Genomic DNA, 21,762 nt, shown 5'->3' with positions numbered 1-21,762 from the left:
GACAGAATTCAGTTCGCTTCGGCGGCCGCGCCGGACCGTTCGGTCCGCGCATCGGCAGGAGCGGCCGCGGTGCGCGAGCGCAGCATCGAACGTCGCGCGGTGCGCCCGGTTTCGCGGTCGAACGCCGCCGCGTCGAACAGCCCTTCCCAGCGGGCGATCGCGAATACCGCCATCGTGTTGCCGACCACGTTCACGAGCGCGGTCGCGGTCGCCATGATCCGGTCGATGCCGAACAGCAGGCCGAGCCCGGCGAGCGGCAGCGAGCGCACCGACTGCAGCGTGGCGGCCAGCTTGACGAATGCGCCGCCGGCAACCGTCGTGCCGCCCTTGGACGTCAGGCTCAGAATCGCGAGCAGGCCAAGCTGCTGCCAGAGCGAGAACGGCGTATCGGTCGCCTGCGCGATGAAACCGATCGCGATCGCCATGTAGATCGCGGTGCCGTCGAGATTGAAGCTGTAGCCGGCCGGCAGCACGAACCCGACCACGACCTCGTCGCAACCGGCCCGCTTCATCTTCTCGACGAGGCGCGGAAACACCACTTCGCTCGACGCCGTCCCGAGCGTCAGCAGAAGCTCGTCGCGAATCAGCCGCAAGATCCCGGCGAACGGCAGGCCGATCGACCAGCTGATCGCGCCGAGCACGCCGAACACGAAGATCGCGGACGTCGCGTAGTACAGAACGATGACCTTGAGCAGGTACAGCAGCGTCACGCCGCCGTAACTGCCGACCGCGGCCGCCATCGCGCCGAACGCGCCGAGCGGCGCGAGGCGCATGATGAATGCGAGCATCCGGAACAGCACCTTCTGCACCTCGTCGAGGCCGCGCAGCACCACCGAATCGGCGCCGACCGATACGTTCAGCGCGAGCCCGGCCAGGATCGAGATGATCAGGACCTGCACGATGTCGCCTTTCGCGAACGCATCGACGAGCGTGTGCGGAATGAGGCTCAGCAAATACATGACGGCGGAGATCTCGCCGGCGTTCGACGTCGTCTTCAGCGCTTCGGCGCTCTCGGCGATGTTGGCGGCATGCAGGCCCGCTCCCGGCGGGAACACGTTGACCATCACGAAGCCCAGCACCATCGCGACCGTGCTGACCACTTCGAAGTAGACGAGCGATTTCACGCCCATTCGACCCAGCATCCGGAGATCCTTCACGTGGGCCATGCCCTGCACCAGCGTGCAGAAAATGATCGGCGCGAGCATCATCTTCAACAGCGCGATGAACCCCTGCCCGAACGGCTTCATCGCGATCGCGGTGTTCGGTGCGAGCAGCCCCAGCACGATTGCGCAGGCCAGGCCGATCAATACCTGGACGTGCAGTTTCTTCAAGCTCTTCATCAGTAATCCTTTTTATACCGTGGACGTGACGTTCCGGTCGGACGAGAACCGGCGGTGACGGCTCAGACAGTCGGCGCGACGCGGCAGCGGCCGGACACGGCGATGCCGACGCGAACGGACGGCGGACTGACGGAACTGAAGGGACTGGCGGGATGGGCTGGGTTCATGACGTCTCCGAATGTGTTATTGGATTGATTTGCTATGTGATGCCAGCATAGATTCGGGCGGAAACTTTGACAAAGACCTTATGAACATGTATTTCTATGCCACGATGGCATAGCTCAAAATCGACATGGACATTCGGGAACTGCGCAGTTTCATTCACGTGGCCCGCGCGGGCAGCTTCAGCCGCGCGGCGGCGGAGCTGTATATCGCGCAACCGGCGCTGAGCCGGCAGATCGCCAAGCTGGAAAAAGAAATCGGCGTGGCGCTCTTCACGCGCTACGGCCGCGGCGTTCGGTTGACGGCCGCGGGCTCGCGCCTGCTCGAGCATGCCGAAATGATCACACGGATGGTCAGCGAAACGGCGGACCAGGTGCGCGCCAGCGCCGACGGCGAGCGCGGCTACCTCGCGGTCGGGCTGCCGCCGACGATCGGCCGGCTGATCGGCACCGATCTCGTTCGCGATTTTCACGCGCACTGGCCCGGCGTGTCGCTCCATGTTCGCGAGGGGCTCAGCAATTCGCTGCAGGAATGGGTGCTCGACCGGCGCGTCGATCTTGCGGTGGTCTACAACCAGCCGCCGTTGGATGCGTTCGACATCGTGCCGCTCTTCAGCGAGCCGCTGATCCTCGTCGCGCCGCCCGATTCGGTGCTGACGACCCGGACCATGCAGATTCGCGATCTCGCCAACGTGCCGCTGATCCTGCCCGGGCTGCCGCACAGCAACCGGCGGCTGATCGACCAGGCCGCCGTTCAGCACGGCGTGCGTCTGCGCATCGAGTTTGAAATCGACAGCGTCGCGCTGACCAAGCAGCTCGTCCGCGCGGGCGTCGGCTATTCGCTGCTCACGTATGTCGCGATCCAGGAAGAACTGGCGCGGGGGGAGCTGAAGGCGATCGCGATCGAGCGCCCGGCGATCCGCTCGACCGTATCGATCAGCACGCTGCGTGAAAATCGTCCGTCGCGCCTGGTCGACGCGTGGATTCGTCTGCTCAAGGACAAACTGTTCAGCTTTACGCGCGACCAGACCTGGAGCGACCAGGTCGTGTGGCTCGCGGCCGGCGCGGGCGAATAGCCCGCCCGACACGATTGGCCGGCGCGATCAGCGGGAACGTCACACCGGAACGGCACGCTCCGCCAGCTTGAACTCGCCGACCGTCTGCGCGAGCCGGGCCGCCTGCTCGCGCAGCGACGTCGCGGCTGCCGCCGATTGCTCGACGAGCGCCGCGTTCTGCTGCGTCGTATCGTCGAGCTGCGACACCGCCTGGTTCACCTGCTCGAGCCCCGTGCTCTGCTCCTTGGCGGCGACGTTGATTTCGGCAATCACGCTCGTGATGTTGCGCACGCCGTCGACGATTTCGTCCATCGTCGCACCGGCTGTCTTCACGAGCCCGGAGCCGCCCTCGATCTTCTCGACCGACGAGTGGATCAGCTGCTTGATTTCCCGCGCGGCCTGCGCGCTGCGCTGCGCGAGCGCACGCACCTCCCCGGCGACGACCGCGAAGCCGCGGCCGTGCTCGTTCGCGCGGGCCGCCTCGACGGCGGCGTTCAACGCGAGAATGTTGGTCTGGAACGCGATGCCGTCGATCACGCCGACGATGTTGGCGATCTCTGTCGACGCCTGCGTGATGTCGTGCATCGTCGAGACGACGTCGCGCACGACCGTGCCGCCCCGCAGCGCGACATCCGACGCCGATTCCGCCAGGCGGTTCACCTGGCTCGCCGCGTCGGCCGAGTTGCGGGCCGTGCCGGCGATCTCCTCGAGCGCGGCGGCCGTTTCCTGCAGGCTCGACGCCGCGTGTTCGGTGCGAGCCGACAGATCCTGGTTGCCCTGGGCGATCTCGGCGCTCGCGAGGTTGACGGACGCGCTGAACTCGCGGATCTGCCGCAGGATCGTGCTGATCTTCTCGGCGAACGCGTTGAACGCGTGCGCGATCTGCGCGGCTTCGTCCGCGCCGTCGGCGGGCAGGCGCTTCGTCAGGTCGCCGCTGCCGCTCGATACGTCCACGAGCGCGTCGCGCACCATCAGGATGCGCTTGAAGGCCGCGTTCGTCATCGCGCCGACGAGCGCCGCCGCGATGACGGCGACGATCACGATCGCCAACAGCGTCGTCGTCGCGACCGCTCGCATGCCGGCCGTCACGTCGCCCTTGTCGAGCGCGAGCACCAGCGACCAGTCGGTGCCGACGATCGGTTGTGCGCGCATCAATTTGGCGGCGCCGTCGATGTCGACCGCGACCGGCGTGGACGCCGTCTGCAGCGCGCCGAGGTGATCGGCATCGAGTTCCGGCGACAAGCCGGTGGCCGGCTTCATGATCAGGTCGGTCTTGGCCGACGCGATCACGCGCGCGCCCTTGTCCACCAGGAACGCGAAGCTCGCCGGCGTCGGGTGAACGGAGGTCACGATCGAGCTCACGTTCTCCATGAACAGGCTGGCGGCCAGCACGCCCTTCACCGCGCCGTCGCGCACCACGGGCACCGCGAACGCGACGGCCGGCTTGCCGCTCGTCGCATCGCGGTACAGCGCCGTCACGACCGGGTGGCCCGCGCCGACCGCTTGCTTGTACCAGGGCCGCGCGGTCGGATCGTAGCCGGGCGCGAGCGGCACGTTCGAGAACGCCGTCTTGTCCGGCAGGCCGAGCGTCAGAACCTCGAAGCCGCCCGACTTGCCGAGCAGCTTCAACGCCGGCACCGGATCGCCCTCGCCAATCGCGATCGTGTCGGCGAGCGCCTGGGTTTCGCGCGCCCGGCTGGCCACCCATTCGTCGATCGCCAGCGCATGGCCGGCGAGGATCGACTTGTGATTCTGGTCGATGGCCTCGTCGTTGTGGGTCTTGACGACGTAATAGACGAGCCCCCCGGTGACGGCCAGCGCCGTCACGACGATGGCGACACACGTCGCCAGTATCCGTGCGCGAATTGATGACAGCATGATGACTTCAGTCTCCGTTACCGCGTGATTGAAATGGATCGCTGAACAGGGCGATCCTGATCCGTTTAACGGCACCGGGGGCGGGAAGTTGAGCGATACCGGCGTACGGCGACCGGCACGGGCATGCAGACGGCAACACGGCGCGCTATCGCGCGAAGCGCGAAGGCAGAAGCGAGTGTGTCGTGCGAAAACGGAGCCGTTCGCCCGCTCCGCGTGACGAGCGCGGAGCGCGGTCTGAAGTTTTTTTGATGGCAGGTCACACGCAAACGATTGCCCCGATCGAGGGTCCTAAATTGTTCATTCACCGCTCCGATAATAAGGAAAGCTATTTGATACTCAAGACTGGACTTTTCCCATGAATGATCGACGGTTAACGGTTCGCACGAAGCTGCTCATGGCTTTCGGACTTCTTACGTGCATGGTCGTGCTCGTCTCCCTCCTCGGCATCGTATCGCTCGGCAACGCGAACGCGGCATTCGAGAACTACGTCAACGGCACCAACGCCCGCGCGACCCTGGTGGACAGGGTCCGCGTCGCGGTCGACCGGCGCGCGATCGCCGCCCGCAACCAGGTCCTCGCGACCGGGCCGCGCGACGCGGACATCGAGAAGGAAGCGGCACTCCAGGCCGACCGCGAAGTCGGCGCGCTGCTGGGCGAACTGACGAATGCGGTCCGCGAGGGCAGCGGCGCGACCGACAAAGCTCGCGAACTGGTTCGCGAAATCGGGGCGGTCGAGGCGCAGTACGGCCCCGTGGCGCGCGCCATCGTCGATGCGGCGGCGAACAACCGGCGCGATCAGGCGATCACGATGATCAACGAACAGTGCCGACCGCTGCTGGCCCGGCTCGTCACTGCCACCGACGCGTATGCGACGTACTCGCGCACGATGGCCGCCCAACTGGTGAAGGAATCGGACGACCGTTATACCTCGCGACGCCTGACGCTGATCGCGATCTGCATCGCCGCCGCCGCGGCAGCCGCGATCTCCGGCCTCTTCATCACCCGCGGCCTGCTGCGCTCGCTCGGCACGGAGCCTGCCGCGCTCAGCGATATCGCGCGCCATATCGCCGCCGGCGATCTCGGCGCCGAATCTACGACCGGCGCCGCGCCGGCCGGCAGCGTACTGGCTTCGATGCGCGACATGCAGGCGAACCTGATCCGCCTGATCTCGGAAGTCCGTACCGCATCGGGCAACGTCGCGACGGGCGCCGGCGAAATCGCATCCGGCAACCAGGACCTGTCCTCCCGCACGGAACAGCAGGCTGCCTCGCTGCAGGAGACCGCCTCGAGCATGGAGCAACTGACGTCCACCGTACGCCTGAACGCCGACAATGCGCAGCAGGCGAGCGGCCTGGCCGACAACGCATCGGAGGTCGCCCAGCGCGGCAGTTCGGCGGTCGGCCTGATGGTCGACACGATGACGGACATCAGCGCGAGCTCCGCCAAGATCGCCGAGATCACCGGGATCATCGAAGGGATCGCGTTCCAGACCAACATTCTCGCGCTCAACGCGGCCGTGGAGGCCGCCCGCGCGGGCGAACAGGGCCGCGGCTTCGCGGTGGTGGCCAGCGAAGTCAGAAGCCTTGCGCAGCGCTCGTCGAGCGCCGCGAAGGAAATTCGCGAGCTGATCTCGCAATCGGTCCGGAAAATCCAGGACGGCTCCCATATAGCGAACAATGCGGGCGAGACGATGAGCCAGGTCACGCACGCGATCTCGCGCGTGACCGACATCATGGGCGAGATCGCCGCCGCGTCGAACGAGCAGAGCCGCGGCATCGAGCAGGTCAATCTGGCCATCACGCAAATGGACGAAGTCACCCAGCAGAATGCCGCGCTTGTCGAGCAGGCTGCCGCCGCATCGAAGTCGCTCGAGGAACAGGGAAACCGGCTTGCCGAGGCCGTCTCGCTGTTCCGGCTGGACACGCGCACGGCGAGCGCGTAGGCCGACGGCCGCCGCCCTGTATCGGTGACGGACGCACGGATTCCGGCGTTCGTCATGTTAAGCATCGGAAATTAACCAAATAGTGGGAATTTTCGCTCGCCGCGTACGACGCGAAACAATTCCGTAACGACCGCGTAACGATCGCTCACGACAATCCTCCATCTTCTACCATCAGGATGGAGTCTTGCATGTTTGCGTCACGAAGCCGTTTCCCGCTGCACGTCGCGGCATTGTCGAGTGCGATCGTACTGGCTGCCTGCGGCGGCGGCGACGACGTCACGTCGACCGGCACGATCGCCGCGGCCGTTCCGGCGCCGCCCGCCGACCCCGGCTTCGTCGACAGCGCGCCGATCCCGAGCGCGCCCGCCTTCGTCGACACCGTCGCGACCAACCAGCGCGGCGATGCGCGCTATGCGACGCTGTCGACCAACGCCGCGGTGCGCGTGTTGAGCCGTTTCCTCGATCTCTGGCAACCGTCGACGATGCTGGTCGACGCGGGCGTCACCGCGCCGGCCAACGGCGCGTTCCCGGCCATCTCGCCGTCGACCTGCTCCGGACTGCCGAACAGCGGCGTCTCGTGCGGCACGATCCTGAACGATGCGGTGCTGTCGGCCAACGTGCAGTACGTGATCAACGCGACGACCGCCCGGACGCCGCAGCAGGCCGATGCCGCGTACTACGACGACCGGCGCGGCAAGGGATACAGCGTGACCGACGGCATGGGCCCGCTCACCGCCGCGTGGCGCACCGCGGCCCAGCAGACGACCAGCATCACCAGCGTGCCCGCCGATGCCACGACCGTGCTGTACAACGATTCCGGCAACAACGTCGGCGTCGGCAGCAGCAGCGGCAACGCCAGCTTCGGGAAGGTCGTCGACCTGCTCAACGAAATGGGCAACAACGCGTCGACCGAACCGTCGAAGCGCTTCTTCAAATACGCGCGGCCGTACCGCTGGAGCACCGGCGTGATCGTCGCGCCGACGCTCGTGCCGGCCGAAAGCGCGACGCCCGCGACCGACGGCGGCTTCATCAGCGGCCACACGGCCGAAGCGGTGCGCGATGCGACGACGATGGCGTGGCTCGTGCCGGAACGCTTCCAGGAGATGGTCAGCCGCGGCCTCGAGCTCGGCGAGAACCGGATCCTCGCCGGCATGCATTCGCCGCTCGACGTGATCGGCGGCCGCATGCTCGCGCTGGCCGTCAGCGCGGCGAACCTGACCGCGTACGCCGGCGACGCGCAGGCCGCGTACACGCAAGCCCATCAGACGCTGCAACAACTGACGGGAACCAGCGCCGCGACCTTCCCCGCATTCGCCCACGCCGGCACGACGGCCACCGACCGGTTCGCCGACTACACGACGAACAAGACCGCGTTCCTGCGCCGCATGACATTCGGCTTCGGCGCGATCGAATCGACGAACGCACCGCCGGTCGTGCCGAAGGGCGCGGAGATCCTGCTGCAGACGCGCTTTCCGTACCTGAGCGCCGACCAGCGGCGCGTCGTGCTGAAGACGACCGAGCTGCCGTCCGGCTATCCGGTGATGGACGACGCGGAAGGCTGGGGGCGCCTGAACCTGTTCACGGCGGCCGACGGCTACGGCGCGTTCAACGGCAACGTGATCGTGTCGATGGATGCGTCGCAGGGCGGGCTCAATGCCGCCGACCTGTGGCGCAACGACGTCGCGGGCGCCGGCAAGCTGACGCTGCAAGGCAGTGGCACGCTGACGCTGGCGGGCAACAACGGCTACACGGGCGGCACGCAGGTGAGCGGCGGCACGCTGGCGGCCGCGTCGACGACGGCGTTCGGCAAAGGAGACGTGTACGTCGGCGCGGGCGGCAGCGTGCGGATCGCGGCCGCCGCGCCGGTGACGATCGCCACCCGCTACACGCAGCTCGACAACACGACGCTCGAACTCGACATCGACGGCAACGGCGGCGGACGGCTACGCGTGGGCGGGCCGCTCACCGTCGCGGGCGGCACGCTGCACGTGAAATTCGTGAACGGCTACGCGCCGAAGGCCGGCAACACCATCGCGCTGATCGACGGCGCGGCGGCGGCCGCGAAGTTCTCGACGGTGACGGTCGACGGGTTCAAGGCCACGCCGGTCTACACCGCGACGGGCGTGTCGATCACGCTGTCGGGGGCATAGCCTGAATCGGCGATCGGCGGCCGGCTCATGCCGGTTTCCATCGCGGGTGCTCCTTCGCGGCCCGATTGCGCGGAGGGTCGTACGCCGCGCGGCGCGTCACATGATCGCGCCGCGCAGCCACGGCACGAACTCGCGTTCGCCGATACCGTTGTCCTCGCTGCGGGATCGTCGTCCGGAGGCGACGTCGAGCATCAGCCGAAACAGCCGCTCGCCTGCCTCGCCGACCGTGAGCGAACCGGCGACGATCCCGCCGCTGTCGAAATCCATGTCCGATTGCATCCGCTCGAACAGGCCGCTCGTCGTCGCAATCTTGATCGTCGGCACCGGCTTCGAGCCGAACACCGAACCCCGGCCCGTCGTGAAGCACACCAGGTTCGCGCCGCCGGCGATCTGCCCGGTGGCCGACACCGGGTCGTAACCGGGCGTATCCATGAACACGAGCCCGGCTTGCCGCACCGGCTCCGCATAGTCGTAGACCGCGCGCAGCGGCGAGCGGCCGCCCTTCGACACCGCGCCGAGCGACTTCTCGAGAATCGTCGTGATGCCGCCGGCGAGGTTGCCGGGCGACGGGTTGTTGTTCATTTCGCCGCCGTTGTCGGCGACGTAGCGCTCCCACCACTGCAACCTGCCGAGCAGACGCCCGGCGACGTCGCGCGACGCCGCCCGCGCGATCAGCAGATGCTCCGCGCCGTAGATCTCGGGCGTCTCGGACAGAATCGCGGTGCCGCCGTTGCGGACCAGCAGATCGACGGCCGCGCCGAGCGCCGGATTCGCGGTGATGCCCGAGTAGCCGTCGGACCCGCCGCATTGCAGGCCGACCGTCAGCCGCGATGCCGGCACCGCGCTGCGACGCGCGCCGTCGGCCACGGCCAGCAACTCGCGCACGATCGACACGCCTTTGGCAACGGTGTCGCGCACCCCGCCCTCGTCCTGGATAACCAGCGTGCGCACGGTGCCCGGCGCGGCCGCGTCGAGCCGTTCCGCGAGCGCCCCGACCTGATTGACCTCGCACCCGAGGCCGACGAGCAGCACACCGGCGAAATTCGGGTTGCGCGCGTAGCCGACGAGCGTGCGCCGCAGCAGTTCGATGCCGTCCCCGGTTGCCGACATGCCGCAGCCGCTCTGATGGGTGATCGCGACGACGCCGTCGACATGACCGAACGCATCGAGCGCGCCGTGCCGGTAGGCATCGGCGATCGCATGGCAGACGCTCGCCGAACAGTTGACGCTCGCGATCACGCCGACATAGTTGCGGGTCCCCACGCTGCCGTCGGGCCGCACGAATCCGTCGAAGGTATCGCCGCGATCCGCCGGAACCTCGTGCGCGTCGCCGGCAGGCCCGTCGTCGTGCGCATGCCGATCGGGCATCCCGACGTTGTGCACGTGCACGTGCTCGCCCGCGGCGATGTCGCACAGCGCGATGCCGATCGGCTGCCCGCATTTGACGATCGCGTCGCCGCGCGCGATCGGCGCGGTGGCGACCTTGTGGCCGGCCGGCACCGCGGCCGCCAGTCGCAGCGGCGCACCGTGCACGTCGATCGGCACGTCCGGCGCCAGCGCGTCGAGTGCGACGGCGACGTTGTCGTTGCCGTGAAGGATCACGATTGCCGGTTGCTTCACGATGCACCTCTCCCTGTCATTGCGACGCCCGCCGGGTCTCCGGCCGCCGGATCATGGCGGGCGACGAGTTGCCGCAACCGCGGTTGTCCGTCCGGCAGCGCCAGCGAATCCGCGAGCGCGAGCAGCGGCTCGATCCGCCGCACCACCTTGTCGCGATGGTTGACCGCGATATCGGCGATGCGATGCGCGAGAAACGGATTGAGAAAGCGCTCGCGCACGCTGTCGACGTAGCGTTCCGCCGTTTCGCGCAAGCCCAGCGCCACGAATACCGGCGCGACTTCATCGCGCCACACCGCCTCGAGACCGTCGCGCAGCCGCGCATCGTTCATCGCGTCCAGCACCGTTTCCGATGCGTCGCGCCCCGCCCCGAGCCACTGCTCCGCGAGCCAGCTGTGCCCGAGATTGAGGAAGAACAGCTTCAGGCGCTCGTGGCTGCGCAAATCGTCGGTGACGACGATCTGCGCGTGCCGGCACGGCAGCGCCATGCCGGCACGCCGTTCGATCGCCCATAGCGCGTAGGGCTCCGCGATCGCGCCGACCGGATGAAGCGGCTCGGACACGATGCGGTCGACGAGCGAGTTGACCCACACGCAGTGGTTGGCCAGATAGTCGGTGAACGCGTCGGGCAGCCGCCACTGGCGCGCGAGGCCCAGCACGATGTCGCGCAGCGTGTCGCCGTTGTTCGTCACCAGTTCGCAAGGCAGGATGGCGATGCCCTCGTCGGGCCGCACCTGCCAGCGCGCATGAAGCAGCGCGAGCAGCTTCGCCGGAAAGCCGCGCGGGGTCTGCTCCGGCTGGTCCAGCAGGTCCGCGGCGTCGCGCGGATCGGCGCGATAGCCTGCGTCGCCGGTGTTCGACACGATCACGCGCACCGTCTCGATCGCGGCACGGCGTATCGCCGCCCAGTCACGCTCGGCGTCCCACGCGCGATGCACGGCGCGGCACTCGACGACTTCGTCGACGACGCCGCCGCGGTCGCGCCCGCGAATTCGCACCGGATAGCGACCGGTAGCACGCAGCGCGTCGATGCGGGCGCGGCTGGCCGGATTGCCGGTCGTCTGCACGATGCCGATGCCGCCGATCGCGTTGCCGTCGTCCAGCGCCTGGGAGACGAACAGGTCGACGTGCGCCAGCAGGAAGCGGCTCGTGCCGAACTGCAGGATCGGCGGCGTCATCGCATGCGCTCCGCGTGACGGATGCGAGGGGTCAGCATTCGACGAGCGCCTTCACGACGGTCTGCCCGGCTTCCAGCAGACGCGGAAGCGCGTCCGGCACCTCGTCGAGCCGCATCCGGTGCGTGTTCAGCGCGCGGTCCGGAATGCGCCCCGCGCGCATCGCGTCGAGCACCGTCGCGAAATCCTCGGCCGTGGCATTGCGGCTCGCGAGCAGCGTGGTTTCCCGCTTGTGGAATTCGGGATCCGAAAACGCGACGTGCCCGCGCACGATCGAGATCAACGTGTATTTGCCACCGTGCGCGACGAATTCGAAACCGCGATTCATTGCATCGAGGTTGCCCGTCGCGTCGAACACCGCATCGAAATACTCGCCGTTCGTCAACGCCGCGAGACGCGCCGCGTCGTCCGCCCCCACCTCCACCGTCGCATCGACCGCCAGATGCTGCCGGCAAAACGCCAGTCGATCCGCCCGCGTGTCGAGGCACGTGACGTCGGCGCCGCGCAGCTTCGCGAAAATCATCGCGGCCATGCCGATCGGCCCCGCGCCGACGACCAGCGTCCGCTGCCCGGCGCGGACGTCCGCGCGCCGCACCGCATGTGCGCCGATCGCGAGGAATTCCAGCATCGCCGCCTGGTCGAGCGAAATGCCGTCGGCCCTGTGCACGAACTGCGCGGGCACGCTCAGGTATTCGGCCAGCGCGCCGTCGCGATGTACGCCGAGCACCTTGATGTTCACGCAGCAGTTCGTGTTGCCGTGACGGCACGCGACGCAGTGTCCGCACGACAGATACGGCATCACGTACACCGCGTCGCCGGCGCCGAGCCCCGACTCGGGTTCCGCCTCGACGACGACCGCGGAAAGCTCGTGGCCCATCACCCGCGGATACTCGAGGTACGGCTGGTTGCCGGTGAAGATGTGCAGGTCGGTGCCGCAAATGCCGACACGTTGCACGCGCAACAGCACTTCGCCGCTGCCGCGCACGGGCTGCTCGCGATGCTGCACGCGCAGCACGCCGGGGGATTCGCAAATCACGCTGAGCATGTCGGGTTCCTTTCGTTCTGGTTCATTCGTCGTGGCGTGCGGTATCGATCCGGTAGAAGCGGCGCGCATTGCCGCCGAAAAGGTCGGCCAGCGCCGCGGAGCCGAGCCACTGCGCGCAATCGTCCTCGCACGCGGCCAGCCATTCGCCGTAGCCGCCGCACGCCGACGCCAGCCGCAGCACCGGCCAGTCGCTGCCCCACATCAGGCGCGTCGGCCCGAACAGCTCGGCCAGCGCGTGGACATACGGCCGCGTGCGCGCACGCACGGCATCCGGGCCAACCGACGGCCCGGCCTCCGTCCAGAGCCCGGACAGCTTGCAATGAAGGTTCGGCAGACTCGCGAGCCGGGCCATCGCCGACCGCCACGGCTGCAGCTCGCCCCACTCGATGAACGGCTTCGCGCCGTGGTCGATCACGATCGGCAGATCCGGATGGCGTCGCGCGAACGCGTGCAGCGCATCGAGATGGCGCGGCATCACCAGCGCATCGAAACCCAGCGCATGCTCGCGCATCGCGGCGACCGCGCGATCCAGCCGCGGATCGTCGATCCACGCGTCGTCGGGCAGATCCTGCAACATCGGTCGCAAGCCGCGCGCCTTCGGCGCGGATGCAAACGCCGCGATCCGCGCCGGTGCGTCGTCGGCCTTCAGGTCGACCCAGCCGACCACGGCGCCGACGGTCGGCGTTGCGGCCGCGAGATCGAGCAGAAAGCGCGTATCGGCCTCGCTCGGCAGCGATTGCACGACGACGGTGGCATCAATGCGCGCGGCGTCGAGCAGCGGCGCCAGATCGGCCGGGCCGAAATCCCGGTGAATCGCGTCGAGTTCGGCCGGCGGCCAGCAGCCGGCCCGCGCGCCGATTCGCCAGTAGTGCTGATGGGCGTCGATCCGCACGGTCATGCGCGTGCTCCCGGAATCGGCGCGTGCGCGTCGATCAGGCCTTCGTCGCGCAGCGCATCCCATAGTTCGGCCGGCGCGGGGCGTTCGAACCATGCGATGTTCTGCTTCAGCTGGGCCACGCTGCGCGCGCCGATCACGCACGACACGACGGCCGGATGGCCGAACGGAAACTGCAAGGCAGCGGCGGGCAGCGGCACGTCGAAGCGATTGCACAGCGCGCCGAGCCGCGTCGCCTTGTCGATCACGTCGGCGCTCGCGTCCGAATAGTTGAACTTGCCGTTGCCGGCGAGCACGCCCGAATTGAACACGCCGCCGATCACGATGCCCGTCCCTTCACGGGCGCACACGTCGAGCAGCGGTTCGAGCGCCGTCTGTTCGAGCAGCGTGTAGCGGCCGGCGAGCAGCACGGCGTCGAGCGCCGCTTCGTTCAGCGCGTCGGCCGCGACTTCCCATTCGTTCACGCCGAGACCGAACCCGCCGATCTCGCCGCCCGCGCGCAGCGCATCCAGCGCGCGAAACCCGCCGCCGCGGGTCAACTGTTCCCAGTAGTGCGCGTGACGATCGCCGTGCGTCATCGCGCCGATGTCGTGCACGTACAGCATGTCGATCCGCGCGAGGCCGAGCCGTTGCCGGCTGTCGTCGTGCGAACGCATGATGCCGTCGTAGCTGTAGTCGTAGACCGGCCGGAACGGCAGCGGCTCGGCCCAGCCGTCGTCGCCCGGCCGCACGCTCGCGTCGGCGCGCATCAGCCGCCCGACCTTCGTGCTGAGCGTGAAAGCGCCGCGCTCGCGCTGTCCGAGCCCCTCGCCCACGCGCCGCTCTGACAGCGTGTACCCGTAATAAGGCGCGGTGTCGAAGTAGCGCAGGCCGGCGGCCCACGCAGCGTCGACGAGCGCGGCGGCGTCGGCGGCCGACATCGGACGATAAAGGCCGCCCAGCTGCGAGCAGCCGAGACCGAGCGCGGACACCGTCAGCCCGCTGCGCGGCAAGGTGCGCGTATCGTGTGCGTTCATGACGCGTGACTCGATGCGGGAAAGCGGCACGGGCGATCAGTACAGGACATTCTTCGCCGCCTGCGAATCGAGGTTCTGCTTGTCGACCATCACGACGCCGGTATCGATCAGCTTCGGCGCAGGCTTGCGCTCGATGACGTCGAGCGCCGTGCGCACACCCTGGTTCCCCATCTGCCACGAGCCCTGCACGGCGATCGCCTGCACGGTGCCGTCGCGCACGAAGCCCTGCAGGTCCTCGTTGCCGTCGAACCCGATCGCCACCACCTTGCCCGCCTTGCCCGACTGCTTCAGCGCACGGCCCATGCCGACCGCGGTCGGCTCGTTCGCGCCGAAGATGCCCTTCAGGTCGGGGTTCGCCGACAGCACGTCGGTCGTCTGGTTCAGGGCGGTCGCCATTTGTGATTGCGAGTAGTACGGGCCGACGACCTGCAGCTTCGAATGGCTCTCGATGTACTTGCGGAACCCGCCGACGCGGCTGACCTCGGACCCCGCGCCCGGCACGTACGACATGATCGCGATCTTGCCGGACTGCCCGACGCGGTCGATCAGCGCCTTCGCGCACAGCGCGCCGGCCTTCTCGTTGTCGGTCGACAGGAACGCCTGGTAGTACGGCTTGCCGGCGTCCGCGATGGCCGAGTCGATCAGCACGACGGGAATGTGCGCTTCCCACGCCTTCTTGATCGCGGGCACGAGCGCATCGGGATCGGACGGCGCGAGCACGATGCCCGCCACATGACGCGTGACCGCGTTGTCGACCATGTTGACCTGCCCGCTGATGTCGGACTCGGCCGCCGGCCCCTGGAACGTCATCGTGTAGCCCTTGGCCCCGTCGAGCGCCGCCTTCGCGCCTTTCTGCACGTTTTGCCAGTAGTTCGAATTGACCGTCTTGACGATCACGGCGATCTCGCCGCCCGCCGCATACGCGCCGCTGCTGCATACCGCGAACACGCACGCCGATGCCGCCAGCAGGATGGATTTGTTCATGTCTCGCTCCGCTTCTCGTTGGTAGGGACTGCTTGCTGCCGGTCAGGGCCGGCGATTGCGCAACTGGTCGATCCAGACCGTGCCCAGGATCACGACGCCGATGATGATCTGCTGGATGAAGCTCGACACGCCGTTCATGTTCAGGCCGTTGCGCAGCACGCCGATCACGAACGCACCGATCGCCGTGCCGGAAATCGTGCCGACGCCGCCCATCAGCGACGTGCCGCCGATGACCGAGCTGGCGATCGCGTCGAGCTCGTACATCACGCCTTCGTTCGGCTGGCCGGTGACGAGCCGCGACATCAGCACGCAACCGGTCACGCCCGCGAGCGCGCCGGACAGCACGTAGGTGAACAGCTTCACGCCCTGCACGTTCACGCCCGACAGCCGGGCGGCTTCCGCGTTCGACCCGACCGCGTAGATATGACGGCCGAGCGACGTTCTCGACAGCAGGACGGACACCACGACGAACAGCACGACCATGATCACGACCGGATACGGAATGCCGGGAAAGGTCGTGTCGGGGAAGCCGTCCGCGCCGATGCGCGAGATCCGCAGCAGCGCGCCGTTGCCGAGCGCGCCGAACGCGTCGCCGAGATCCGATACCGGCCGGGCGCCCGTGATCTGGAGCGCGATGCCGCGCGCGACGAGCATCATGCCGAGCGTCGCGATGAACGGCGGCAGGCCCATGCGCGTCACGCAGATGCCGTTGACGAGCCCGCACAGCGCGCCGACCAGGATGCCGGCCGCCATCGCGGCGGGCACCGGCACGCCGGCCTTGACCAGCAGCGCCGCGCAGACGCCGGCCAGCGCGAGCACCGAGCCGACCGACAGGTCGATGCCGCCGGTGATGATCACGCAGGTCGCGGCCACGCCCAGATAGGCGATGGACGTGACCTGCAGGCCGACGGTCATCAGGTTGTCGACCGAGAAGAACGCCGCGCTCGATATCGAGAACGCGAACACGAGCACGACCAGGCTGCCCAGCGCCGCGAACTTCTGGATCAGGTCGCGCCGCCGCTGTCGCGCCGCCCGCTCGTCGGCCTGGCTCCGATCGGATGTCATTTCAAGCATGGGAACGCCCCGACGCGTAGTGCATGATCTCCTCCTGACTGGTGTGTTTCGTGTCGAGCAATGCGGTCAATCGACCTTCGTGAAAAACGGCGATCCGGTCGGTCATGCCGAGCAGCTCCGGCAGTTCCGAACTGATCAGCACCACGCCAACGCCGTCGGCGGCGAGCCGGTCCATCAGCCCGTAGATCGCGAATTTCGCGCCGACGTCGATGCCGCGCGTCGGCTCGTCGAAGAACAGGATCTTCGAGCCGCGGTACAGCCATTTGCCGATGACGACCTTCTGCTGGTTGCCGCCGGACAGGTTGCGCACGCGCTGGTGCACGGACGGCGTGCGGATCGCGAGGTCCTGCACGTAGCGGCGCGCCACGTCCAGCTCGGCGTCGAAGCGCAGGAACCCTAAGCGTGATGCGATGCCGCGCACGTTCGCGAGCGTGAGGTTCGCCGCGACGGGCATCGGCAGCGCGAGCCCCTCCTTCTTGCGGTCCTCCGACAAATACGCGATGCCGTGCCGGATCGCCTCGCGCGGCGAGCGGATCGTCACCGGCCGGCCGTGCAGCGCGATCGTGCCGCCGTCGGGGCGGTCCGCACCGAAGATCGCACGGGCGATCTCGGTGCGCCCGGCGCCCATCAATCCCGCGAAACCGAGGATCTCGCCGCGGCGCAGCGCGAACGACACCGGCCCGAACACGCCGTCGCGGCGCAGTTCCCGCACGTCGAGCAGCACCTCGTCGGTCGGCACCGATTGCCGTGACGGATAGGCGTCGTCGAGCGTGCGTCCGACCATGCGCGCGACGATGTCGTCGATGCTCACGTCGGCGAAATCGTCCGTCGAGATGTGGCGTCCGTCGCGCAACACCGTCACGCGATCGACGATCTGCGCCATTTCGTCGAGCCGGTGCGAGATATACAGAATCGCCACGCCGTCGGCGCGCAGTTCCTCGATGATCCGAAAGAGCTGCGCCGTTTCCGCTTCCGTCAGCGACGACGTGGGCTCGTCCATGATCAGCACGCGCGCATCGAGCGACAACGCCTTCGCGATCTCGACCATTTGCTGCTGCGCGATGGACAGCACGCCGACCTTCGTCGTCGGCGCGACATTCAGGCCGATTCGCACGATGCAGCGCGCCGCCTCCGCATTCATGCGTTTCGTATCGACGAACGGCCCGCGCCGCGGCTCGCGTGCGAGGAACAGGTTCTCCGCCACGCTCAGGTGCGGGACGAGATTGAGTTCCTGGTGAATGATCGCGATGCCGGCCGCCTGCGCTTCGGAGGCCGAACGAAACCGCACCGGCGCGCCGCGATAGTGAACGACGCCCTCGTCGGGCAGGTACTGGCCGCTGATGATCTTCATCAGCGTGGACTTGCCCGCGCCGTTTTCGCCGCACACCGCATGCACCTCGCCGCGGCGCAGGTCGAGGCGAATCCCGTCGAGCGCGAGGACGCCCGGGAAGCGCTTGCGAATCCCGTCCAGGCGCAGGATCTCCCGGTCCGCTTCGTCCTGAGCGGCCTGACCGGGCAGATTGCGAGGCATTGCCATGGCGTCTCCTTTCGGGTGGATCGACCTCGGCTTCGCTTGGTCAGTCCAATTTTGATGAATTACAGCAACCAAACCCATTTTGGTCAAGCCAATTTAATTATTTCAATCTGATCTTACCAATGGTGAAAACCCGGACATCCTAATGAACCCGCCACCACAAGGGGCGATGCGGCAGGCGTGATAGACTCCGCGACACGCGCTTGCGCCGAAAGCGCATTGATCCCTATCAATCGGATGAAATCGACAGAACCCAAGCGGCTTTACCAATCGGTCGCGGCCCAGATCGTCGCGTTGATTCGTCAGGGCGAATTCGCGATCGGCGAGCGGCTGCCGCCGGAGCGCGAGCTGGCGCTGACGCTCGGCGTATCGCGCCCGTCGCTGCGCGAGGCGCTGATCGCGCTGGAAATCGGCGGACAGATCGAGATCCGGATGGGCTCCGGCGTCTATGTCCGCGACACGGCGGCCGACGATGTCGGCCCGATGGCCACGCTAGGCGACAGTCCGTCGGAATTGATGCAGGCCCGCGCGGCCGTCGAAGGCAGCGTCGCCGCACTGGCCGCCGCGCGGATGACGGCCGCGATGCTCGAGCGCCTGCGCCGCACCGTTCAGCGCATGAAGCGGCTCGCGGAGGCCGGCAAATCCCCGGTCGAAGCCGACCGGCAGTTCCACATGCTGATCGCGGAAGCCGCCGGCAATTCGGTGCTCACCCGCTTCGTCGGCGAGCTGTTCGACAGCCGCCACGACCCGATCGCGGCGGCCATGCGCGGCCACGCGGAGAATCCGCAGACCTGGACCGCCGCCGTGCGCGAGCACGAGGACGTGCTGCTCGCGCTGCAGGCCGGTGACCCGATTGCGGCGCAGACGGCCATCCGCGCCCATCTTCGCGCGTCCGAAGCGCGGTGGATCGACGGCGGGCTGAAAGCCGATCCGGAGTGACCGCGCGCGGGCGGCGGATTTTGCCGGGCCGAACGCGCTCTAGGCGAACGGCTCGGCCAGCCGCCTTGTGCGCTTCGTCGGCCTTGCCGCCTATGAGGCAGCAGGCGGCTACGTGCGCCGGGACCTGTTCAGCGACGACGAGCATGCGGGCTTCATTGCCGACGCCGACCTACTGCAGCGCCTCGCCACACGGAAGCTCGACGCTGCCGCCGAGACGGTCCGCGCGGAAGGCTCTCGTCCTCTCGTAAAGCCTCGAGAACAGATGGAAGAGCCCCGATGAGCTGGGAATCGCGCAGCCGTCATCTGATAGTTGATCGAACGGACCGCTCGCTCAGCGATCTCTGCTTTCAACAAGGCTTGCATGAACGCCTCCGGAGCAAAGTCTTTATGCCTCGCCTGAGCCAGCAGTTCCGGCCACGTTTGGGCCATACTGTGCAGCTTTAACGCCCTCAGTTGGGCGGCAGTTTCATTCGACATGACCATCCTCCTCGTTGGGGCGTGGACGGAGCTGTTCGTAGCGGTGACCGGAATACGGGTTCTTTACGACAGCCGCGATTCCGATTTTATGAAGAGGCTTGCCGTTGAACGATTCGATGTACGCATTCTGCGTTTCAGAGCGACGGCAGCGATCATCGGTGGTTCGAGGCAACGCAGGCGTATCTAGATTCGGTCGCGCGATGTATGAGCTGCGCATCGATTCGGCCAAGGGGCGTGCGGAGCGTGCCCATCTGACGCTGCAGGACAGGCTCGTTAAGGAGTTGAAGTTGCGCGGCTTCCGCACGGTGCCCGACGCTAACGCTTACGCGCCTCCTTCATGGCTGCCCACATGCGCGGTTCGCAAAGCCCCCAGAGAGAGATTTCAATGCGTATCGGCCGCTGCGGCCGGACGAGAGCCTGGACCTGAATTTCCTGCAAAATGACCCTTGCAATTGCAAAAGAATAAGAGGGGATTCCCCCTCCTTGTTCAACATCGTCTTAATTAGAAATCCCCAGGTTTCGCAATCGGCTGAAGCACAGCCGCGTCGTCCGGCAAGAGGTAGCCCTCCTTGACCGCCTTTTCTTTCGCTTTCTCGAATGCGCTCTGGTAGTTTTGATAATTTCCGTACATCTTGACCAACTTGCTCTTCGAATACGGAATCTTCGTGTCGTAGATCAAGCCGCAACCCGTTTCCTGATCAGTCATGTAGGTGGCGGATGGCACCTGGATCCACGGCGGGCGGACTCCGCCCTCCATATTGCCGGTCACCGGATCGCGCACGACGGCCTTTCCGTTGCGGATGACTCTTGGAGCCTTCGGCATGATCTTGCCGTCTCGTACCCACTTGTCCATATCGTCCAGGACGGCGGAGACAACGTCCTCGACCGGCTCGTCGTAGAGTGTTCGGCAGCGCGGGGCGTTACCCTTGCCGACGTCGGCGGCCAACAGCTCCTTCTCATCCGTGCCGAGATCGGCCTTCCGCAGATGCGGCATCCCGGTTACTTCGTAATAGCGAAGTTGAGGGCTGTCGGTGTCCGGCGGCACCGGAATGCCAGCGAGTACATCGTGCATCAGTTCGGATTCGCTGAAGATCGTCACGAACGGCGCACCGTCCGGCATCTTTCGTGGAACGCGAATCGACTCGCCCCCAACCTCGCCATAGGCCATGCGCCCTGCCATGTACGCATCGATCAAAGGACGACCGTCCGGCATCCGCCATTGCTGGTGGCGTCCCTGGTCGAGGTAGTCCATCCACACCTGCGCCGTCACCGCCCAACTATCGACATAGACGCGCTGAACCTTCAGCTGCGCAAGCGGACTTTCCGGCGTATTGGATTTCAACAACAGCGCCAACTGCGCGCCGATACCTTGCGATTGCGGAATGAAAGGATCAGGTACGTTGCCGAGCTTGAAGTGTTCCGGATCGTAATACACACCCAGCGGCGCATAACGCGCGTAGTCGAATCGACGCATGAAATCAAAGTTGACGATCTTTCCATACAATGCGATCTGGTCCGCCTGCTCTTTGGGTGTGTCCGAGATGAACTTGGGGTCGACCGCAGGCTTGTTGCTGTTGAGCGTATATCCGGCGTAAGCGTATCCGTGACTCAGCAGATATTTCCGGGTAAGGATCCAGCCGGCGCCGCGCTCTCCGAACCAGCTGAACGGCTCGATTATCACGGTCCCGTTGAAGCGGGCCGGGTCCGTCGGCGCGCGAACGAGAATCCGTGTTAGGTACGGCGCCTGGAACATCGTCTTTCCGGTCGCGGTAATGACCGGTGCGACACCGGATAGGTAGTATTCCTTCTCGGCGTACCCGTATCTGGCCAAATCGATATATTCGGTTCCAGGGCGGGAAGCCGATGACAGGGGCAGCTTACCGGAGGGCGGGACTTCGACGACGGTGGGCATTCGCGGGACCTCCGCGTGAACCGGTGCGGACACGCCTGACGCGAGCATGATTCCCATCAGGACAACGTATCGAGTTTTCTCTATCAGACGGTGCATGTGAATGTTCCACTATTGACGAGTCTTGTCACTGTGCGAAGCGCGCAATGCACGACATCGCTTCACGAACGTCATTCGAGCGTCCCACGCCACGTCGCGACGAAAGCGCCGGCCCTTCCATTTCCAACGTCTCGTATTCACTGACGAACAGTATTCCGGCACGGGTTCTTCCTTCGGACTGCGGGTGCCACCCTCGATTTCAGCAAGGCCGGTCGCCTTCTCGCCGCAATGCCGATCAATGGAGCGCACGCTGCGCTGCTCGACGAAGAATTAAACAGCGTCTCCAAGCAGCCGAATATCCAGAAACGGCAACTCCATATGGAACCGGGGGAATACCCTTGCGGAAGGAAACCGCTGACGGCAACGACTCGACCGCGTCGCCACGTTGCGCATCACCCCCTGCACCCATTCCGCGTACTTTGTGCTGATTTGGGCTACCACTTCGTGGCATCGCAACTGAACACTCGAACCC

16 protein-coding genes are annotated in these 21,762 nt (G+C 66.7%); 4 read left to right on the top strand and 12 right to left on the bottom strand.

What is annotated here, in order from left to right:
• Positions 1 to 8 precede the first annotated feature (8 nt).
• Positions 9 to 1,340 carry a cation:dicarboxylase symporter family transporter gene (locus HWW87_RS16045; protein WP_175821112.1) on the bottom strand — a complete coding sequence of 444 codons (1,332 nt, stop codon included), beginning with the start codon at positions 1,338 to 1,340 and terminating at the stop codon, positions 9 to 11.
• A gap of 292 nt (positions 1,341 to 1,632) precedes the next feature.
• Between HWW87_RS16045 and HWW87_RS16040 the strand changes: the two genes are divergently transcribed.
• Positions 1,633 to 2,577 (top strand): LysR family transcriptional regulator, encoded by a 945-nt coding sequence (locus tag HWW87_RS16040; protein WP_175821111.1) that lies wholly within the window; start codon positions 1,633 to 1,635, stop codon positions 2,575 to 2,577.
• A 39-nt stretch (positions 2,578 to 2,616) separates the two neighbouring features.
• On the opposite strand, the gene HWW87_RS16035 is transcribed toward HWW87_RS16040, so the two are convergent.
• On the bottom strand, positions 2,617 to 4,434 hold the full coding sequence (locus HWW87_RS16035; RefSeq protein WP_175821110.1) for a methyl-accepting chemotaxis protein: 1,818 nt from the start codon (positions 4,432 to 4,434) through the stop codon (positions 2,617 to 2,619).
• A gap of 355 nt (positions 4,435 to 4,789) precedes the next feature.
• Here HWW87_RS16035 and HWW87_RS16030 point away from each other — a divergent pair, with 355 nt between their 5' ends.
• Positions 4,790 to 6,376 carry a methyl-accepting chemotaxis protein gene (locus HWW87_RS16030; RefSeq protein WP_175821109.1) on the top strand — a complete coding sequence of 529 codons (1,587 nt, stop codon included), beginning with the start codon at positions 4,790 to 4,792 and terminating at the stop codon, positions 6,374 to 6,376.
• Positions 6,377 to 6,564: 188 nt separating this feature from the next.
• Positions 6,565 to 8,526, top strand: coding sequence for a phosphatase PAP2 family protein (locus HWW87_RS16025; RefSeq protein WP_175821108.1), 1,962 nt, complete (start codon positions 6,565 to 6,567; stop codon positions 8,524 to 8,526).
• 96 nt (positions 8,527 to 8,622) lie between these two features.
• On the opposite strand, the gene HWW87_RS16020 is transcribed toward HWW87_RS16025, so the two are convergent.
• Genes HWW87_RS16020 through HWW87_RS15985 form a run of 8 tightly spaced genes read right to left on the bottom strand, consistent with a single transcriptional unit; the run spans position 8,623 to position 17,869 of the window.
• On the bottom strand, positions 8,623 to 10,146 hold the full coding sequence (locus tag HWW87_RS16020) for an altronate dehydratase family protein (protein WP_175821107.1): 1,524 nt from the start codon (positions 10,144 to 10,146) through the stop codon (positions 8,623 to 8,625).
• Positions 10,143 to 11,321, bottom strand: coding sequence for a mannitol dehydrogenase family protein (locus tag HWW87_RS16015; RefSeq protein ID WP_175821106.1), 1,179 nt, complete (start codon positions 11,319 to 11,321; stop codon positions 10,143 to 10,145). The genes HWW87_RS16020 and HWW87_RS16015 overlap by 4 nt, the downstream gene beginning before the upstream one ends.
• 31 nt (positions 11,322 to 11,352) lie before the next feature.
• Complete coding sequence (locus HWW87_RS16010) at positions 11,353 to 12,363, bottom strand: zinc-binding alcohol dehydrogenase family protein (protein WP_175821105.1); 1,011 nt, start codon at positions 12,361 to 12,363, stop codon at positions 11,353 to 11,355.
• A gap of 22 nt (positions 12,364 to 12,385) precedes the next feature.
• Positions 12,386 to 13,261 (bottom strand): amidohydrolase family protein, encoded by an 876-nt coding sequence (locus HWW87_RS16005; protein WP_175821104.1) that lies wholly within the window; start codon positions 13,259 to 13,261, stop codon positions 12,386 to 12,388.
• Complete coding sequence (locus tag HWW87_RS16000) at positions 13,258 to 14,274, bottom strand: aldo/keto reductase (RefSeq protein WP_175821103.1); 1,017 nt, start codon at positions 14,272 to 14,274, stop codon at positions 13,258 to 13,260. The genes HWW87_RS16005 and HWW87_RS16000 overlap by 4 nt, the downstream gene beginning before the upstream one ends.
• Positions 14,275 to 14,310: 36 nt before the next feature.
• Entirely contained in the window at positions 14,311 to 15,258 is a 948-nt protein-coding gene (locus tag HWW87_RS15995) for an ABC transporter substrate-binding protein (protein WP_011549866.1), read from the bottom strand.
• Between the two features lie 42 nt (positions 15,259 to 15,300).
• Positions 15,301 to 16,332 carry an ABC transporter permease gene (locus HWW87_RS15990; protein ID WP_059577820.1) on the bottom strand — a complete coding sequence of 344 codons (1,032 nt, stop codon included), beginning with the start codon at positions 16,330 to 16,332 and terminating at the stop codon, positions 15,301 to 15,303.
• Positions 16,325 to 17,869, bottom strand: coding sequence for a sugar ABC transporter ATP-binding protein (locus tag HWW87_RS15985; RefSeq protein WP_175821102.1), 1,545 nt, complete (start codon positions 17,867 to 17,869; stop codon positions 16,325 to 16,327). The genes HWW87_RS15990 and HWW87_RS15985 overlap by 8 nt, the downstream gene beginning before the upstream one ends.
• Before the next feature lie 234 nt (positions 17,870 to 18,103).
• On the opposite strand from HWW87_RS15985, the gene HWW87_RS15980 reads away from it, so the two are divergent.
• Positions 18,104 to 18,805 carry a FadR/GntR family transcriptional regulator gene (locus HWW87_RS15980; protein WP_175821487.1) on the top strand — a complete coding sequence of 234 codons (702 nt, stop codon included), beginning with the start codon at positions 18,104 to 18,106 and terminating at the stop codon, positions 18,803 to 18,805.
• 108 nt (positions 18,806 to 18,913) lie between these two features.
• On the opposite strand, the gene HWW87_RS37155 is transcribed toward HWW87_RS15980, so the two are convergent.
• Both HWW87_RS37155 and HWW87_RS15970 read right to left on the bottom strand, forming a co-directional pair.
• Positions 18,914 to 19,282 (bottom strand): ATP-binding protein, encoded by a 369-nt coding sequence (locus HWW87_RS37155; RefSeq protein WP_244107250.1) that lies wholly within the window; start codon positions 19,280 to 19,282, stop codon positions 18,914 to 18,916.
• Between the two features lie 502 nt (positions 19,283 to 19,784).
• Positions 19,785 to 21,194, bottom strand: a complete 1,410-nt coding sequence (locus HWW87_RS15970; protein ID WP_244107249.1) for an alpha/beta hydrolase domain-containing protein — start codon at positions 21,192 to 21,194, stop codon at positions 19,785 to 19,787.
• Positions 21,195 to 21,762: the final 568 nt, after the last annotated feature.

Origin of the sequence: Burkholderia sp. BCC0419 (assembly GCF_902830285.1) — a bacterium.
Taxonomy (GTDB): Bacteria; Pseudomonadota; Gammaproteobacteria; order Burkholderiales; family Burkholderiaceae; genus Burkholderia.
This window is presented reverse-complemented; position numbering and strand designations above follow the sequence as displayed.

Bases quoted from the DNA above. Each gene is read 5' to 3' on its own strand.
- HWW87_RS37155 (WP_244107250.1), bottom strand. From the start codon at position 19,282: ATGTCGAATGAAACTGCCGCCCAACTGAGGGCGTTAAAGCTGCACAGT.
- HWW87_RS16025 (WP_175821108.1), top strand. From the start codon at position 6,565: ATGTTTGCGTCACGAAGCCGTTTCCCGCTGCACGTCGCGGCATTGTCG.
- HWW87_RS16000 (WP_175821103.1), bottom strand. From the start codon at position 14,274: ATGAACGCACACGATACGCGCACCTTGCCGCGCAGCGGGCTGACGGTG.
- HWW87_RS15980 (WP_175821487.1), top strand. From the start codon at position 18,104: ATGAAATCGACAGAACCCAAGCGGCTTTACCAATCGGTCGCGGCCCAG.
- HWW87_RS16015 (WP_175821106.1), bottom strand. From the start codon at position 11,321: ATGACGCCGCCGATCCTGCAGTTCGGCACGAGCCGCTTCCTGCTGGCG.
- HWW87_RS16010 (WP_175821105.1), bottom strand. From the start codon at position 12,363: ATGCTCAGCGTGATTTGCGAATCCCCCGGCGTGCTGCGCGTGCAGCAT.
- HWW87_RS16035 (WP_175821110.1), bottom strand. From the start codon at position 4,434: ATGCTGTCATCAATTCGCGCACGGATACTGGCGACGTGTGTCGCCATC.
- HWW87_RS16040 (WP_175821111.1), top strand. From the start codon at position 1,633: ATGGACATTCGGGAACTGCGCAGTTTCATTCACGTGGCCCGCGCGGGC.
- HWW87_RS15990 (WP_059577820.1), bottom strand. From the start codon at position 16,332: ATGCTTGAAATGACATCCGATCGGAGCCAGGCCGACGAGCGGGCGGCG.
- HWW87_RS16030 (WP_175821109.1), top strand. From the start codon at position 4,790: ATGAATGATCGACGGTTAACGGTTCGCACGAAGCTGCTCATGGCTTTC.
- HWW87_RS15995 (WP_011549866.1), bottom strand. From the start codon at position 15,258: ATGAACAAATCCATCCTGCTGGCGGCATCGGCGTGCGTGTTCGCGGTA.
- HWW87_RS15985 (WP_175821102.1), bottom strand. From the start codon at position 17,869: ATGGCAATGCCTCGCAATCTGCCCGGTCAGGCCGCTCAGGACGAAGCG.
- HWW87_RS16045 (WP_175821112.1), bottom strand. From the start codon at position 1,340: ATGAAGAGCTTGAAGAAACTGCACGTCCAGGTATTGATCGGCCTGGCC.
- HWW87_RS16005 (WP_175821104.1), bottom strand. From the start codon at position 13,261: ATGACCGTGCGGATCGACGCCCATCAGCACTACTGGCGAATCGGCGCG.
- HWW87_RS15970 (WP_244107249.1), bottom strand. From the start codon at position 21,194: ATGCCCACCGTCGTCGAAGTCCCGCCCTCCGGTAAGCTGCCCCTGTCA.